Below are 14,433 nucleotides of genomic sequence, written 5' to 3' on the forward strand. Positions count from 1 at the left end.
GGTTGGCCTCCCCGTCCGGCCGGTGGCGGAGCCTCGCGACGGGCGACAAAGACAAAAGGCAGAGAGTCACCTCCCTGCCACTCCTAACGTATAGCGCACCGGGGGGCTTGTGGCAAGACCCGGGTTCTGCCGCAGAATCGTCGGCCGGACGCGGCGCTGACGAAGAAACGGGGCACACCGTGCGGGAGCTGACGACGGACGAGACGACCGGGCGGTACGTGGTGCGCCTGCCCGACATCGATGAGACGCGGGTCGACGTCGTGGGCGGTAAGGGGGCGCACCTGGGGGCGTTGTCGCGGATCGACGGCGTCCGCGTGCCGGCCGGCTTCTGCGTCACGACCCAGGCCTTCCGGCGGATCCTGGCGGAGGTGCCGTCGATCGACGATCTGCTCGATCGGCTGGCCCGGCTGAGCCCGGACGATCGGGAGGCCGTTCGGGCACTCGGCGCCGAGATCCGGCACGCCATCCAGGCCGTGCTCGTGCCGGCCGATCTGGCGGCGGCGATCAGCGGTTGCGTCGACGAACTCGACGGGCGGGCCGGGTACGCCGTCCGGTCCAGCGCGACCGCCGAGGACCTGCCGACGGCCTCCTTCGCCGGCCAGCACGACACGTACCTGAACGTGGTCGGTGCGACCGCGGTCGTCGAGCACGTCCGCCGGTGCTGGGCGTCGCTGTTCAGCGAGCGTGCGGTGACCTACCGGCAGCGCAACGGCGTCGACCACCGTACGGTCCGAATGGCCGTCGTGGTGCAGCGGATGGTCTTCCCGGACGCGGCCGGCATCCTGTTCACCGCCGATCCCGTCACCGGCGACCGCCGGGCCTCCTCCGTGGACGCCGGCTTCGGTCTCGGCGAGGCACTGGTCTCCGGTCTGGTCAACCCGGACGTGTTCAAGGTACGCGACGGCGAGATCGTCAGCCGGGCCGTCGCCACCAAGCAGCGGGCGATCCACGCCCTCCCCGCCGGAGGTACCCGGGAACAGGCCGTCGACCCGCAGCGGCGGGGCCAGCCGGCGCTGACGGACACCCAGGTCGTACGACTCGTCCAGCTGGGGCGACGAGTCGAAGCGCACTTCGGCAGCCCGCAGGACATCGAATGGTGCCTGGCCGACGACGACTTCCAGATCGTGCAGACCCGGCCCATCACGACACTGTTCCCCGTCCCGGCCGGCGACGGGAACAATCACGTGTACGTCTCGGTCGGCCATCAGCAGATGATGACCGACGCGATGAAGCCGCTGGGTCTGTCGATGTGGCGGTTGACGGCCATGGCACCGATGCAGGCCGCCGGCGGGCGGCTGTTCGTCGACGTCACCCAGCGGCTGGCCTCCCCCGCGAGCCGCAGCGCCCTCCTGGAGCTCATGGGTAGGGGCGATCCGCTGGTCAGGGACGCACTGGAGACCGTCCTCGGCCGCGACTTCATCCCGACGCGGCCGGACGCAGGGCTCGCCGGCGCACCGGGCGCCGGGGCCGAGGTCGGTGCGGTACGGGCCGCCGGGGCGGCGGCCGGCCCGGCGGTACCTCCGATCGACCCGGATCCGGCCATCGTCGCCGGGCTGGTCGAGCGCAGCCAGGCGTCCATCGCCGCCCTGGGTCGCGATATCCGGACGAAGACCGGCACGGCGCTGTTCGACTTCCTGGCAGGCGCCTTCGACGAGCACAAACGGATACTCGGTGACCCGCTGAGCATGCAGGTCATCATGGCCGGGATGGAGGCCACCTGGTGGCTCAACGAGCACCTCCGGGAGTGGCTGGGTGAGAGGAACGCGGCGGACACGCTCACCCTTTCCGCTCCCGGCAACGTGACGTCGGAGATGGGACTGGCGCTGCTCGACGTCGCCGACGTGATCCGCCCGCATCCCGAGGTGGTGGCGTACCTGCACGGCGTCGAGGACGAGAGTTTTCTCGACGAGTTGCCGAAGCTGCCCGGCGGCACCGAGGCGCGGCAGGCCATCGAGGCGTACCTCGACCGGTACGGCATGCGCTGCGTCGGCGAGATCGACATCACCAGGCCACGGTGGCGCGAACGTCCCACCACCCTGCTGCCGGTGCTGCTGGAACACGTCCGGCACGCCGAGCCGGGTGCCGCCGAGCGTCGTTTCGAGCGGGGACGGCAGGCCGCGGAGCAGAAGGCGCGTGAGGTGCTGTCCCGGCTGCGGGCTCTGCCGGACGGGGAGCGCAAGGCCACCGAGACCGAACGGATGATCGACCGGGTCCGGACCTTCGCCGGCTACCGGGAGTACCCGAAGTACGACATCATCAGCCGCTACTTCCTCTACAAGCAGGCGCTGCTGGGCGAGGCCGATCGCCTGGCGCTGGCGCAGGTGATCCGCGACAGGGAGGACGTCTTCTTCCTCACTGTCGACGAGTTCCACGACGCCGTGCGCACCAACCAGGTCGACGACCGGCTCGTCCGTCAACGCCGGGAGGAGTTCCGGTCGTACCAGGCACTCCGGCCGCCGCGAGTGCTCACCTCGGACGGTGAGGCCGTCGACGGGGCGTACCGGCGCGACGACGTGCCGGCCGGTGCCCTGGTCGGCCTGCCGGTCTCCACCGGGACGGTGGAAGGACGCGCCCGGATCATCCTGGACCTCGGCCGGGCCGACCTGGGACCGGGCGACATCCTCGTCACCGCCCACACCGATCCCAGTTGGACGCCCCTGTTCGTCGCCGTCGCCGGCCTGGTGACGGAGGTCGGTGGACTGATGAGCCACGGCGCGGTGATCGCCCGGGAGTACGGCCTGCCAGCCGTGGTCGGAGTGGCAGACGCCACCCGGCTGATTCGCGACGGGCAGCGGATCCGGGTGCACGCCACCGACGGCTACGTGGAGATCCTGTCCCGGTAGCCACCCTCCCCATGACGTGAAAGGCTGACCGGGTGGTCGAGTTCCCTGACGTGGCAACGGACGAACGCAGCACCCTGGAACAGTTCCTCGACTTCCACCGCCGATGTGTCCTCGACACCTTGGACGGCCTCACCCGTGACGACGCTGCCGCCACACTTCTGCCGGCAACCGAGTTGACCATCGGTGGCATCGTCAAGCACCTCGCGCGGGTGGAGGACCTCTGGTTCCAGGAGAAGCTGCTCGGCAACCCGATGCCCGAGCCCTGGGCGTCGGCGCCGCTGGACGTCGACCCGGACTGGGACTTCCACTCCGCCGGCGAGGACTCTCCTGCCGACCTGGCCGCGTTGTACACGGCCGCGTGCCGTCGGAGCCGGCGCGCGGCCGCCACCTGTGCGAACCTCAGCGATCGAGCGGCGAAGCCGTCGTTCGGCGGCGGGCCGGTGAGTCTCCGGTGGATCTTCGTGCACATGATCGAGGAAACCGCCCAGCACCGCGGACACCTGGACCTGCTTCGAGACGCCCTGACCCGCAGGGTCGATCCACCGGTTGCCGCACCTACCCGTTCTGGCCGAGGGCCTGCGCGGTGAACAGGGCGGCGAGCCAACCCCAGCCGGGGACGACGACGGCGCGCTGAATCAGGCCGAGGCGCGGTGACACCTGCTCCCACGCCCTGCCGAACCAGCCGAATCCGGCGAGCAGGGCGATGGCCAGACCGGCCGAGACGATCCGCCACGGTGTGCTGGGCAGCGTGAACGCTCCGATCGCCGCGGCGAGAGGCAGGGACAGGAAGACGACCGCGCCGGCGAGGTCGTGGCGGCGGTGCTGGACGCTGTGCCGCTCGGGTATCCCGACCGGAGCGCCCGGCGGATAGCCGAGCATCGGGTCCATCCGGAACACCCCGGACGCGACGAGGCCGAGGCCGAAGCCGGTCAGCGCCACACCGAGCAGGATGCTCGGTCCGTCGAGGACCAGTTCGACCGCCCCCAGCGTGATCGCGGAGCCGGTGACGATGAAGTTCGTCGTCTGGATCCAGCCCCGCCGGCCGAGCGCCAAGGCGCTGATCGGCTGGCGTGCCGACGAGTAGCCCGGCCGGCTCCCCCCGTCGACGAGGAACACCAGCACGAACAGCAGGGCGCCGGCGGCGCCCACCCACAGGGCCACGTGACTTCTTCCTGTCGTCTGCCGGGCTCTCCGGCGGGACTCAGTACATCGCGTCAGCCGCCGGCCCGGGCAGTGTCGATCGTCATGAGGTCGCGCAGGGCGAAGCGGAGGTGCTCCCACTCCTCGCCGATGATCACGTGCAGGCAGCGCAGGACCGACACCTCGTCCTCGGCCGACCAGGGGTTGCGTCGAGGCTCGGCAAGCATCTGCGGGGTGACGGTGGCGAGGAACTCGCGGACCATGGCCTGCCGTTCGGCTCGCAGGTCGAGAACCTCGGCCAGCGCCGGCTGCCTCGCGGCGAAGATCGAGGTGTCGAAGCCGTCCATCGCGTACTCGGCGTGCGGCTGTCCGAGCGGGTGGAAGGGCTGCGGAAGGCGCAGCACCGCCTTGCCGAGCCAGGCGTCGGCGGCGAAGGCGAGGTGACGCAGCGTCTGGGCGAAGGTCCACTCGCCGTCGACCGAGGTGTCGACGGTGCCGGCCGGCATCGCGGTCGCCCGCTCGACCGCCGCCGCCCAGGCCCCTTCGAGCGCCGCCCACGCCGCCCGCAGTCCTTCCGGATCGTCGGCCTGCCTCAGCTCCCGACCCGGGAACCGCCGGTTCAGCTCGGCCTCGACCAGCGGCACGACGTCGACCCCGTTGACCAGCAGCGACCCCTCCGCCAACCAGGGTGCGTCGATGTCGAGCCCTCGCACCTCGACGCTGCGCATGACCGCTCCGGCCAACGTCGACCTGATGAACCGTGCCCCCGCCAGGTCCCGATCGACGAACTCCTGCACCATCCGGACTCCTCCCGTGAACGAATCGCGGCGAGAGTAACGCCGAGGTGCGACACCACCGTCCCAGTCACCGATCCGTACCGCCGCCCACCTTGCCCGCCGGTACGCGAACCCATAACCTTGATTCGCCGACGTCAATGGATCACCACCCGCGACGTCGCGATGGTGGGCCGGCCACGTTCCCGCCGGCCGTACCGCCGGGTGGTTGCGGCGACGGGGGGATCCTCGATGCGACGGACGGTGTGGCGGATCCGGCTGGCCACCGCCCTGCTGGCGGCGGGCAGCCTGGTGGTCTCGACAGCGGTGAGCAGCCCCGCGCACCCACCCGCCACCACACCCACGGTCGTGGTCGACTGGAGCGCCGAACGGCAGCGGGTCGACGGCTTCGGCGGGTCGTTCGCGTTCCACAAGGCCGGCGGGATCCAGCGGCTCGGCGAGCCACTCACCACCCAGATGCTCGACATGGTCTTCGACGACCGGGCCGGGATCGGCCTGGACATCGTGCGGGTGATGGTCGGCGACGGCGGTGTGTGGGGCGACCAGCTCTACGACGGCCCGACGCAGACGATCGCCCCCGAGCCGGGCGTCTTCGTGTGGGACCGACCCGACTGGCCGCAGCGCAAGGCCGACTTCGACGCGTACCAGGTCTGGCTGATGCGGCAGGCGCAGGCGCGCGGCGTCGAGACGATCCTGGCCAGCGTGTGGAGCCCGCCTGCGTGGATGAAACAGAACAACAGCGTGACCTCCGCCGGCCCCACCGCCGCACCGAACAAGCTCCGACCCGAGATGTACCAGGAGTTCGCGGACTACCTCGCGGAGTACGTGCTCGGTTACGAGCGCGAGTTCGGGATCCGGATCACCCACCTCTCACCGACCAACGAACCCGACATCTCCACCGGGTACTCCAGTTGCCAGTGGACCGCCGAGGAGCTGCGGGTCCTGGTCCGCGACCACCTCGGTCCCACGTTCGCGCGACGGGACGTGACCGCGAAGATCGTGCTCGGCGAGGGCGTCGGCTTCCACGAGGGGTACGCACTGCCCGCGATCAGCGACCCGGCGGCGAACCGGTACGTCGACGTGGTGGCGGCGCACGGCTACGCCGGGCTGATCGACGACGCCACCCGGGCCGCGCCCACCGCCTTCACCACCTCACACACGCTGGGCAAGACCATCTGGCAGACCGAGTACATGAACCAGGGCGCACCGCGCGACCGGTTGTTCGTCAACAACACGATCAGCGACGGCCTGCGCTACGCGACCCTGATCGGCAACCTGTTCGACGAGACCGGGCTGAGCGGATACTTCTGGTGGTGGCCGGTGGCGAACAACGGCGCGGACGGCTCGGACCTGATCCGACTGGTCAACACCGGCACCCCGCAGAGCGGCAACCCGACCGAGAACGGCCAGTACCGCATCTTCAAGCGGTACTACACCTTCGGCCAGTACAGCCGGTTCCTCGACCCGGGCGACGTGATGATCGGCGCCACCAGCACCCCGTCACCCGGGGTCACGGTCACCGCGTACAAGGACGAGGCGACGCACGACTTCACGGTCGTGGTGGTCAACGACAACGCGGACGACGTCCCGCTGACCGTCGATCTCAGCGGCGGCTTCCCGCTGCCGCCGCAGACCAGGCGGGACTGCAAGAAGGGCGGGTGGGCCCACTTCGTCAACCCGACGTTCCGCCACCAGGGCGAGTGCGTGTCCCACGTCGCCGCCGGCAAGGGTCCCCGTCCGTCGGTGGTGCCGTACCGCACGTCGGGCAGCGAGAACATGAAGAAGCTTGCCGACGTCCGCATCCACGGCGGGTCCTTCCGCGCGAACCTCCGTGGCCGCAGCGTCACCACGTTTGTGCCGAAGTGGTCCGAGCTGCCGGCGCTGCCCGACCGCAAGGACGTCTTCTCCACCTATCTGGCCGAGGAGAACGACGGGCAGTCCGCCGGCCTGCGGGTGATCACCACACCCGAGCACGGCAAGGTCGTCACCGGCGTACGCGACGGGAGCCACCTGCGCTGGGCGAACGTCAACTTCGCGGACGGCTCGGCGGCGGGCTTCGCCGACCAGAAGGGTCAACTGCGGCTGCACGCCACCGTGGCCCCGCGGGCCGGCGGTGTCATCGAGGCACGGATCGACAGCCCGGAGGGTCCGCTGGTCGGCTCGACGACCGTGCCTGCGGGGTCCGGCTCCGACTGGGTGACCGCGACGACCTGGATCGACACCGGTCCGCAGGCGGCGAACGGATTCCACGACCTCTACCTGGTGTTCACCGGCGGTCCCGGCACCCTCTTCACGGTCGACCGCGTCGAGTTCAGCGACTGAGGGCCGGCGGTGGCCATCCAGCGCCTTCAGTAGAGTCCTCGACAGACGGGGCGGTCCGCCGTAGGGCCTCGGGTGACCGCTGCGGGTCGACCGCCTGGCCGTCACAGGGAAGAGGTCGGGAATGGTCGACGCAGATCAGCAACGCCGCAGCACCGTGGCGACCGTTCTGGCCAGGGCGCTGCCCGGGACCGCCGCCGACGTGCCGTTGGCGATGGCCCGCGAGATCCTCGACGTCCTGCCCGACCTGCGCCTACTCGACGATGCCCGGGCCGCCCAGACCACGATGGAGCAGACGATCGAGCGGGTGCGGGCGGAGTTGGACCGCAGCCCCTGGACGGTCGAGCTGCCGCCGCCGGGGACCGACCTCGGCGAGGCGTTGCGGGGCGAGGCCCGGCTGTTGCGGCGAAACACCGCGACGAGGACCGGCCCCTACGCCGTCGGATTCGCCGCCGGAAGTGCGGCGTTCCTGCGCTCCCTGGAGGCACGCGCCGCCACCGTGCCCCGGCGGTCGCGCCCGGATCCCGCCGGCGACAGCCCGGTGCCTTCGGTGCCGGACGACCGCCCCAACTCGGTACGGCTCGCCGTCGAATCACGCGTCGCGGTGCTGCCGGCGGATCCGGCTGCGCGACAGCACGACCGGCGAATCCTCGTCGGCAACGAACTCGTCCGCTACGGTCTCGACACCGGGGTGAACTCGACCGAGCTGGCGTCAACCGTCGCCGATCTCGTGCTGGCCGCACTACCGGAGATCGACACCCTGCCCGAGGCACTGGACGCCCTGCGGGCCAGGGAGGACGAGGTGCTGTCGCTCTGGCAGCGGCTCGCCGGGGAGCAGGCGAACCATGGGCTCACCGAGCCCGAGATACGCTGGCGCAACGCGCTGGCCGGGGAGTTGCGCCAGCAGGCCGACGCGGTGACACCGAACGCCGGGCTGACCGACAGCTTCACCATCGGCTTCAGCCTCGCCAGTCAGGCCCTGGCCGGCAAGCTACGCGCCCGAGCCGACGAGATCATCGTCCTGCCCGTCCCGATCGACCCCTGGGCGCTGCCGAAGGGCCACGACGAGTCCGTCTCCTGACCATCCCCCCACGCACGGGTGCCCCGGGTGCCGCCCGGCGCGGCACCCGGGGCGTCCCGGGCCCCGTCGGCCCGCCTATCCGCGCACCGCGACGGTGTCGGCCGTCGCGGTGCGCCGCTGGTGGGAGCGGATCAACTCGGCGTAGCGGTGACCACTGGCCTTGACCGTCCGCCGTTGGGTGGCGTAGTCGACGTGCACCAGACCGAACCGCTTGTCGTAGCCGTACGCCCATTCGAAGTTGTCCAGCAGCGACCAGGCGAAGTAGCCGGCCAGCGGCACACCCCGGCCGACCGCCGCGGCGCAGGCCGCCAGGTGCCGTTCCAGGTGGTCGGTGCGCTCGGTGTCGTCGACCCTGCCGTCGGCGGTGACCGTGTCCGGCCAGGCCGAGCCGCTCTCGGTGACCAGGATCCGGGCCGGGGCGTACTCCCGGCTCACCTCGACCAGCAACCGCTCCAGGCCCTCGGGGTGTACCTCCCAGTCCATCGCGGTGTGCGCCGCGCCGGGCACCGGGACCTGCCGGGCGTACGGCGCCGGTCCGTCCGGGTCGTCGGCCGCCACCTGCCGGAAGTAGTAGTTGACGCCGAGGAAGTCGGCCGGTGCGGCGATCACCGCGAGGTCGTCGCCGCGTACCGGCGGCTCGACACCGTAGGTGTCGACCATGTCGGCCGGGTACCCGCGACCGTGCAGCGGGTCCAGCCACCAACGGTTGACGTGCCCGTCCAGCCGGTGGGCGGCGGCCACGTCGGCGGGACGGTCGCTGGCCGGGTCGATGGGGCTGAGGTTCAGCACCGGGCCGATCGACGCCGGCCGGTCGGCGTGGGCCCGGATCGCGGCGGTGGCCAGGCCGTGGCCGAGCAGCACGTGGTGCGCGGCGGACACGGCCCGACCCAGATCCCGCTCCCCCGGGGCCATCCGCCCTTCCAGGTGACCGATCCAGGCGATGCAGAGCGGCTCGTTGACGGTGCACCAGTCGCTCACCCGGTCGCCGAGCCGGGCCGCGACCACCGCGGCGTAGTCGGCGAACGCCTCGGCGGTCTCCCGGTGCGGCCAGCCACCGCGGTCCTGCAACGCCTGCGGCAGATCCCAGTGGTAGAGGGTGACGTACGGCCGGATACCGGCGGCCAGCAGCCCGTCGGTCAGACGGTCGTAGAAGTCCAGGCCGGCGGCGTTGACCCGGCCGACCCCGTCGGGACGGACCCGGGGCCAGGCCACCGAGAAGCGGTACGCGCCGACGCCGAGGCCCCGCATCAGCGCCACGTCCTGCGGCCACCGGTGGTAGTGCTCGCAGGCCACCTCCCCGGTGTCGCCGTTGTCGATCGCGCCCGGCCGGGTGCAGAAGGTGTCCCAGATGGAGGGTCTGCGGCCGTCGGCGGTGACCGCGCCCTCGATCTGGTAGGCCGAGGTGGCGACACCCCAGCGGAAGTCGGGCGGCAGCGTGGACAGGTCCGGCACGGGCGGGTTCTCCTCGGTTCTGGTGATGGACGGGCTCACTTGACCGCTCCGGCGGTGAGGCCGGCGACGAAGTAACGCTGCAGAGCCAGGAACCCGGCGACCACCGGCACGCTCACCACCAACGAGGCGGCCATCACCTGGTTCCAGTAGACGTTGAACTGGGTGGAGTAGCCCTGCAGCCCGACCGCGAGAGTGCGGCTGTCCTCGTTGGTCAGCACCGAGGCGAACAGCACCTCACCCCAGGCGGTCATGAAGGCGTACACGGTCACCGCGACCACACCGGGCACCGCGGCCGGCAGCACCACCTGGAACAGGGTGCGCAGCGGGCCGGCGCCGTCGACCTGGGCCGCCTCGTCCAGCCCGCGCGGGATCGAGTCGAAGTAACCGACCAGCATCCAGATCGAGAACGGCAGCGAGAAGGTGAGATACGTGATGATCAGGCCGGTACGGCTGGCGTAGAGCGCGATGCCGGTGGCGTTGCCGAGGTTGACGTAGATCAGGAACAGCGGCAACAGGAACAGGATGCCGGGAAACATCTGGGTCGACAGCACGGTCACCGAGAAGACCTGCCGGCCCCGGAACCGGTAGCGGCTGACCGCGTACGCGGCGAAGATCGCCACGCTGACCGAGAAGATGGCGGCGACACTGGCCACCAGCAGGCTGTTGAGCAGGTAACGGCCGAGCGGCACGGTCGACCACATGTCCACGAACGCCTGCAGGGTGGGACGCCGGGGCCACCAGGTGAAGGCGCCCTGCACGTCCTGCAACGGCTTGATCGCCGAGCTGACCATCACGTACAGCGGAACGAGGACGAAGGCGGCGAGCAGGGTCAGCACGATCCGGCGCGACCAGCGTTCGGCGGCGGTCTCACGCATCGTTCCTCCGTCGGTTGGTCAGCAGCAGGTATCCGGCGGTGACCAGGAGCAGGAACAGCAGCAGCACCACCGACATGGCCGAGCCAATGCCGAAGTCCCAGGTCTGGAACGAGCTGCGGTAGATGTGCAGCGAGATGAGGTCGGCCTCGGCCGGGGCCGAGCCGCCGAAGAGGACGTACGGGGTGTTGAAGTCGTTGAAGGTCCAGAGGAAGAGCACCAGCAGCAGCACCAGGTTCACCGGGCGCAGCATCGGCAGGGTGACCGAGCGCAGTCGTCGCCAGAACCCGGCGCCGTCCATCGCGGCGGCCTCGTACAGTTCGTCCGGGATGTTCTGCAGACCCGCCATCACGCAGAGGAAGGCGAACGGCCAGGTCCGCCAGATCGAGACGATCAGCAGGGCCACGAAGCTGTTGTCGCCGATCAGCCAGAAAGGTGCCTGGTCGACCAGGCCCAGCTGGTCGACCAGGACGTGGTTGACCAGGCCGGTGTCGCGCTGGAAGAGGAAGGTCCAGGTGATCACCGCGGTGTAGACCGGCAGGGCGTACGGAGTGAGGAAGAGCGCCCGCAGCACGGCCCGTCCCCGGAACGGTCGCTGCAGCAGCACCGCGGCGGTGGTGCCGAGCGTCCAGGACAGGCCGACCGACAGCACCGTGTAGAGCACGGTGACCCGGAACGAGCGCAGCAGCTCGGCTCCGGCGGCGGAGTCGACGTCGAACACCACCCGGTAGTTGTCCAGCCCGACGAAGGGTGCGCCGGACCAGTCGCGGATGTGGAACTGGGTCAGCTCCAGCAGGCTCATCCAGGCACCGACGAGCATCGGGATGACGTGGATCGCCAGCTCCAGCAGCACGGCCGGGGCGAGCAGCAGGTACGGCAGCAGTGACCGGCGGGGCCGGCGGGCTGCGGGTCGGGCCGGCCGGCCGGCGCCGGCAGCGCGGTCGGTGGCGGGGGGCGAGGTGGTGGTGGTCATCGAGGTCCCTTCGCGGGCTGGCCGTGGGAGGGTCGGCGGCACCTCCCACGGCCAGCGGTCCGTGGTCAGCGCATCTGCTGCTGGGCCCGGGTCAGCTTCTCCCGGACGCTGTCCTCGGTGACCGGCCTGCCGCTGGCCGCGTCGGCGAAGAGTTCCTTGATGGCGGTGCCGACGAGCGTCTCGAAGGTGCTCTCCTCGGGCACCTGCGGCAGCGGTGCCGCGGTGGTGGCCAGGGTCTGCGCGAGCACCTTCTGTTCGTCGGCGGCGAAGGCGGGGTCGGCCGCGACGGTGCCGACCGCCGGCAGCGAGCCGTACGTCTTGTTCAACGTGACCTGCTCGGTGTCACTGGTCATGAACTTGACGAACTCCAGCGCCCCGTCGAGGTTTTTGGTGTGCTTGAACACGGCGATGTTGATGCCGGCGACCATGCTGTTGACCTGTTTGCCACCGGCCGGCGGATTGGCCAGGAAGGGCACCGGGGCCACCCCGTAGGCGTCGGCCGCCATGTTCTGTGACTTGAGGTTCGCCCCGGCGGCCTGCCAGAGCAGCATCGCGGCCTTGCCGTTGGCGAAGTCGGAGACGGACTGGTTCTGCGCGTACTCGGCGTTGCTCGGATTGACGATCTTGTCGACGGCCATCAGGTCGACGTAGCGCTTGACGGCGGCGACGTTCTGCGGGGTGTCGAAGGTCGGCTTGCCGGCGGCGTCGAACCACTCCCCGCCGTACTGCTGAGCGAAGGTGAAGGCGTGGTGGGCGTTCTCCGACGGGTTGGCGCCCTCCACGGCGAGGCCCCATTTGCCGTCGCCGGTGAGCTTCCGGCCGGCCTCGGCCATTTCTTCCCAGGTGGTCGGCGGGGCGGTGATGCCGGCGTCGGCGAAGGACTGCTTGTTGTAGTACAGCGCGTAGGCGAGGCTGTAGAGCGGTACGGCGGCCGGCGGCTTGTCGGGGGCTCCGGCGGCGGCGAGCGCGGCCGGAACGAAGCGGTCCTTACCGCCGACCTTGTCGAGGGTGGCGTCGTCGAACTCGACGAGCGCGCCGGTGGCCTGCAGCGAGGCCGACCAGGTGTTGCCGATGTTCACCACGTCCGGGCCCTGCCCGGTGGTGGCGGCGGCCAGCAGTCGGTTGAGCAGGTCGGACCAGGGCACGACCTCGACGTTGACCTTGATGCCGGTCTGCTGTTCGAACTTGTCCAGCTCCGGCTGGAGGATCTCCTTGTCGGCCTCAAGACTGGCGCCCTGGTTGCTGGCCCAGTACGTGAGGGTCTTGCCGCCGTCGCCCGGCTCGTCGCCGGAACCGCAGGCGGTCAGCGACGCGGCGGCCAGGACGGTCGCGGTGAGCATCGCGAGGTGTCGTCTCGACACGGTCTGCCCCTTCGGTCTCAGGGTCGTGGTGGTGGAGGAGGGAGTTACATCACGGCTTAATTAATGTCGTCATTAAAATGGTTCGGCGGAGGGTCGTCAAGCACGGGGCCGTACAGTCGCCCGGGGGCGGCCGACGGGATGAGGTGACACGTGGAGCTGGCGCGGGCGACGAATCGCAGCGTCCGGTTGCGCAACCGGTCGGCCCTGTTGTCCCGGATCTTCCTCGACGGACCGCTGACCCGGCAGGATCTCGTCCGGGGCACCGGGCTCAGCCAGCCGGCGGTCAGCAACGTGGTCGGCGACCTGATCGACGAGGGCCTCGTGATGGAGGCCGGTGCCGCCGAGTCCGACGGTGGCCGGCCGAGCATGATGCTGCGGATGGCGCCGCGCCACGCCGTCGTGGTCGGCGTCGACGTGGGCGAGACCCGGGTACGCGTCGAACTGTTCGACCTCACGATGACCGTGCTGGGCAGCGTCGAGTACCCGCTGGAACCCAACCGCACCGAGCCGGCGACGGTGGCCGGGCACGTGCTGGCCGGCATCGACCGGGTGCTGGCCGACTCCGGGATCAGCCGGTCCGAGGTGCTGGGCGTCGGCATCGGCGTCTCCGGGGTGGTCGAGCAGGGCAGCCAGGCGATCGTGGACGCGCAGACCCTGGGCTGGCACCGGGTGCCGCTGCAACGGTTGATCGCCGAGGGCACCGACCTGCCCCTGCACCTCGACAACGGCGCGAAGACCCTCGGCCAGGCGGAGATGTGGTTCGGCGCCGGGCGGGGCGCCCGGCACGCCGTGTTCGCCCTGGTCGGGTCGGGCGTCGGCGCGGCCGTGGTGACCAACGGCGTCACCTACCGCGGCGCGTCCAGCAGCGCCGGCGAATGGGGTCACACCACGCTGGTGTACGGCGGCCGGCCCTGCCGCTGCGGTGCCCGGGGCTGCCTGGAGGCGTACGTCGGGGCCGAGGCGGTCATCGACCGCTACCGGGAGGCCCGGCGCGGCCGACCGGTGCCCGGCGCGGACGAGGAGTCCCAGCTCGGCGCGCTGGTGGCGGCGGCGGAGAAGTCGGAGACCGCGCGCCGGGTCCTCGACGAGACCGCCGACTACCTGGGCGCCGGCGTGGCCAACCTGATCAACCTGTTCAACCCGGAGCGGGTGGTGCTGGGCGGCTGGGCCGCGATGGCGCTGGGCGGACTGCTGCCCGCCATCCGCGCGGCCGCCGGCCGCCAGGCGCTGCGCGCGCCGTACGCGCAGGCCACCATCGAGCTGGGCCGGCTCGGCGTCGACGCGGTCGCACTCGGCGCCGCCACCCTCCCGATCGCCCGCCTGCTCGCCAACGGCGGCACCCGCCGCTGACGGCACACACCCACCGGCCATCACCCTCGGCGACATCACGTCCGACCGGCAGCCTCCCCACGCTCCGCTTTGCTCTGCTTCAACCGACGCAACGCTCACGCTCCGTATCGACAGCTGGGCGAGCTTCGCCTCACCTCCGATGCGCCGCCGCTGGTCGACGTCTGTTGCGTGGGTTGAAGCAGAGCAAAGCGTGGCTAGTGCACCTCAGGAGAGCGGCCGGAAGTGACACGCTGAGTGAGAATCACTCA

General features: G+C 70.9%; 11 protein-coding genes. 5 read left to right on the forward strand and 6 right to left on the reverse strand.

The features are described 5' to 3' along the window. Positions 1-179 precede the first annotated feature (179 nt). Positions 180-2,843 carry a rifamycin-inactivating phosphotransferase gene (rph, locus tag V5O40_RS16915; RefSeq protein WP_332906339.1) on the forward strand — a complete coding sequence of 888 codons (2,664 nt, stop codon included), beginning with the start codon at positions 180-182 and terminating at the stop codon, positions 2,841-2,843. A gap of 32 nt (positions 2,844-2,875) precedes the next feature. Continuing rightward, a complete protein-coding gene (locus V5O40_RS16920) occupies positions 2,876-3,430 on the forward strand; it encodes a mycothiol transferase (RefSeq protein ID WP_332906340.1) in 555 nt (184 codons plus the stop codon). Here V5O40_RS16920 and V5O40_RS16925 read toward each other — a convergent pair. Both V5O40_RS16925 and V5O40_RS16930 read right to left on the reverse strand, forming a co-directional pair. Continuing rightward, positions 3,399-4,004, reverse strand: a complete 606-nt coding sequence (locus tag V5O40_RS16925) for a DUF998 domain-containing protein (protein ID WP_332906341.1) — start codon at positions 4,002-4,004, stop codon at positions 3,399-3,401. The genes V5O40_RS16920 and V5O40_RS16925 overlap by 32 nt on opposite strands. 53 nt (positions 4,005-4,057) lie before the next feature. Next, positions 4,058-4,783, reverse strand: coding sequence for a DinB family protein (locus tag V5O40_RS16930; protein WP_332906342.1), 726 nt, complete (start codon positions 4,781-4,783; stop codon positions 4,058-4,060). A gap of 225 nt (positions 4,784-5,008) precedes the next feature. Here V5O40_RS16930 and V5O40_RS16935 point away from each other — a divergent pair, with 225 nt between their 5' ends. Further along, positions 5,009-7,099, forward strand: coding sequence for a glycoside hydrolase (locus V5O40_RS16935; protein ID WP_332906343.1), 2,091 nt, complete (start codon positions 5,009-5,011; stop codon positions 7,097-7,099). A 121-nt stretch (positions 7,100-7,220) separates the two neighbouring features. Next, the gene (locus V5O40_RS16940) at positions 7,221-8,177 is read left to right on the forward strand and encodes a hypothetical protein (protein ID WP_332906344.1); all 957 of its coding nucleotides are present in this window, start codon (positions 7,221-7,223) and stop codon (positions 8,175-8,177) included. Between the two features lie 75 nt (positions 8,178-8,252). Here the strand turns inward: V5O40_RS16940 and V5O40_RS16945 are convergent, their stop codons facing one another. From V5O40_RS16945 to V5O40_RS16960, 4 genes are all read right to left on the reverse strand, one after another. Then, positions 8,253-9,668: a GH1 family beta-glucosidase gene (locus V5O40_RS16945; protein ID WP_332906345.1), complete on the reverse strand. Its 1,416-nt coding sequence runs from the start codon at positions 9,666-9,668 to the stop codon at positions 8,253-8,255. Further along, positions 9,665-10,504, reverse strand: a complete 840-nt coding sequence (locus V5O40_RS16950; protein WP_332906346.1) for a carbohydrate ABC transporter permease — start codon at positions 10,502-10,504, stop codon at positions 9,665-9,667. Before V5O40_RS16950 ends, V5O40_RS16945 begins: the two co-directional genes overlap by 4 nt. Next, positions 10,497-11,474 carry a carbohydrate ABC transporter permease gene (locus V5O40_RS16955; protein WP_332906347.1) on the reverse strand — a complete coding sequence of 326 codons (978 nt, stop codon included), beginning with the start codon at positions 11,472-11,474 and terminating at the stop codon, positions 10,497-10,499. Before V5O40_RS16955 ends, V5O40_RS16950 begins: the two co-directional genes overlap by 8 nt. 65 nt (positions 11,475-11,539) lie before the next feature. Beyond that, entirely contained in the window at positions 11,540-12,835 is a 1,296-nt protein-coding gene (locus V5O40_RS16960) for an ABC transporter substrate-binding protein (protein ID WP_332906348.1), read from the reverse strand. Between the two features lie 150 nt (positions 12,836-12,985). Here V5O40_RS16960 and V5O40_RS16965 point away from each other — a divergent pair, with 150 nt between their 5' ends. Next, entirely contained in the window at positions 12,986-14,185 is a 1,200-nt protein-coding gene (locus V5O40_RS16965; RefSeq protein ID WP_332906349.1) for an ROK family transcriptional regulator, read from the forward strand. The last annotated feature ends 248 nt before the right edge of the window (positions 14,186-14,433 follow it).

It is taken from the genome of Micromonospora palythoicola (assembly GCF_036689795.1).
GTDB classification, from domain to species: Bacteria; Actinomycetota; Actinomycetes; order Mycobacteriales; family Micromonosporaceae; genus Micromonospora; species Micromonospora palythoicola.

Coding starts and splice junctions, on each gene's coding strand:
- V5O40_RS16930 (WP_332906342.1), bottom strand. CDS start 4,783: ATGGTGCAGGAGTTCGTCGATCGGGACCTGGCGGGGGCACGGTTCATC.
- V5O40_RS16935 (WP_332906343.1), top strand. CDS start 5,009: ATGCGACGGACGGTGTGGCGGATCCGGCTGGCCACCGCCCTGCTGGCG.
- V5O40_RS16940 (WP_332906344.1), top strand. CDS start 7,221: ATGGTCGACGCAGATCAGCAACGCCGCAGCACCGTGGCGACCGTTCTG.
- V5O40_RS16950 (WP_332906346.1), bottom strand. CDS start 10,504: ATGCGTGAGACCGCCGCCGAACGCTGGTCGCGCCGGATCGTGCTGACC.
- V5O40_RS16955 (WP_332906347.1), bottom strand. CDS start 11,474: ATGACCACCACCACCTCGCCCCCCGCCACCGACCGCGCTGCCGGCGCC.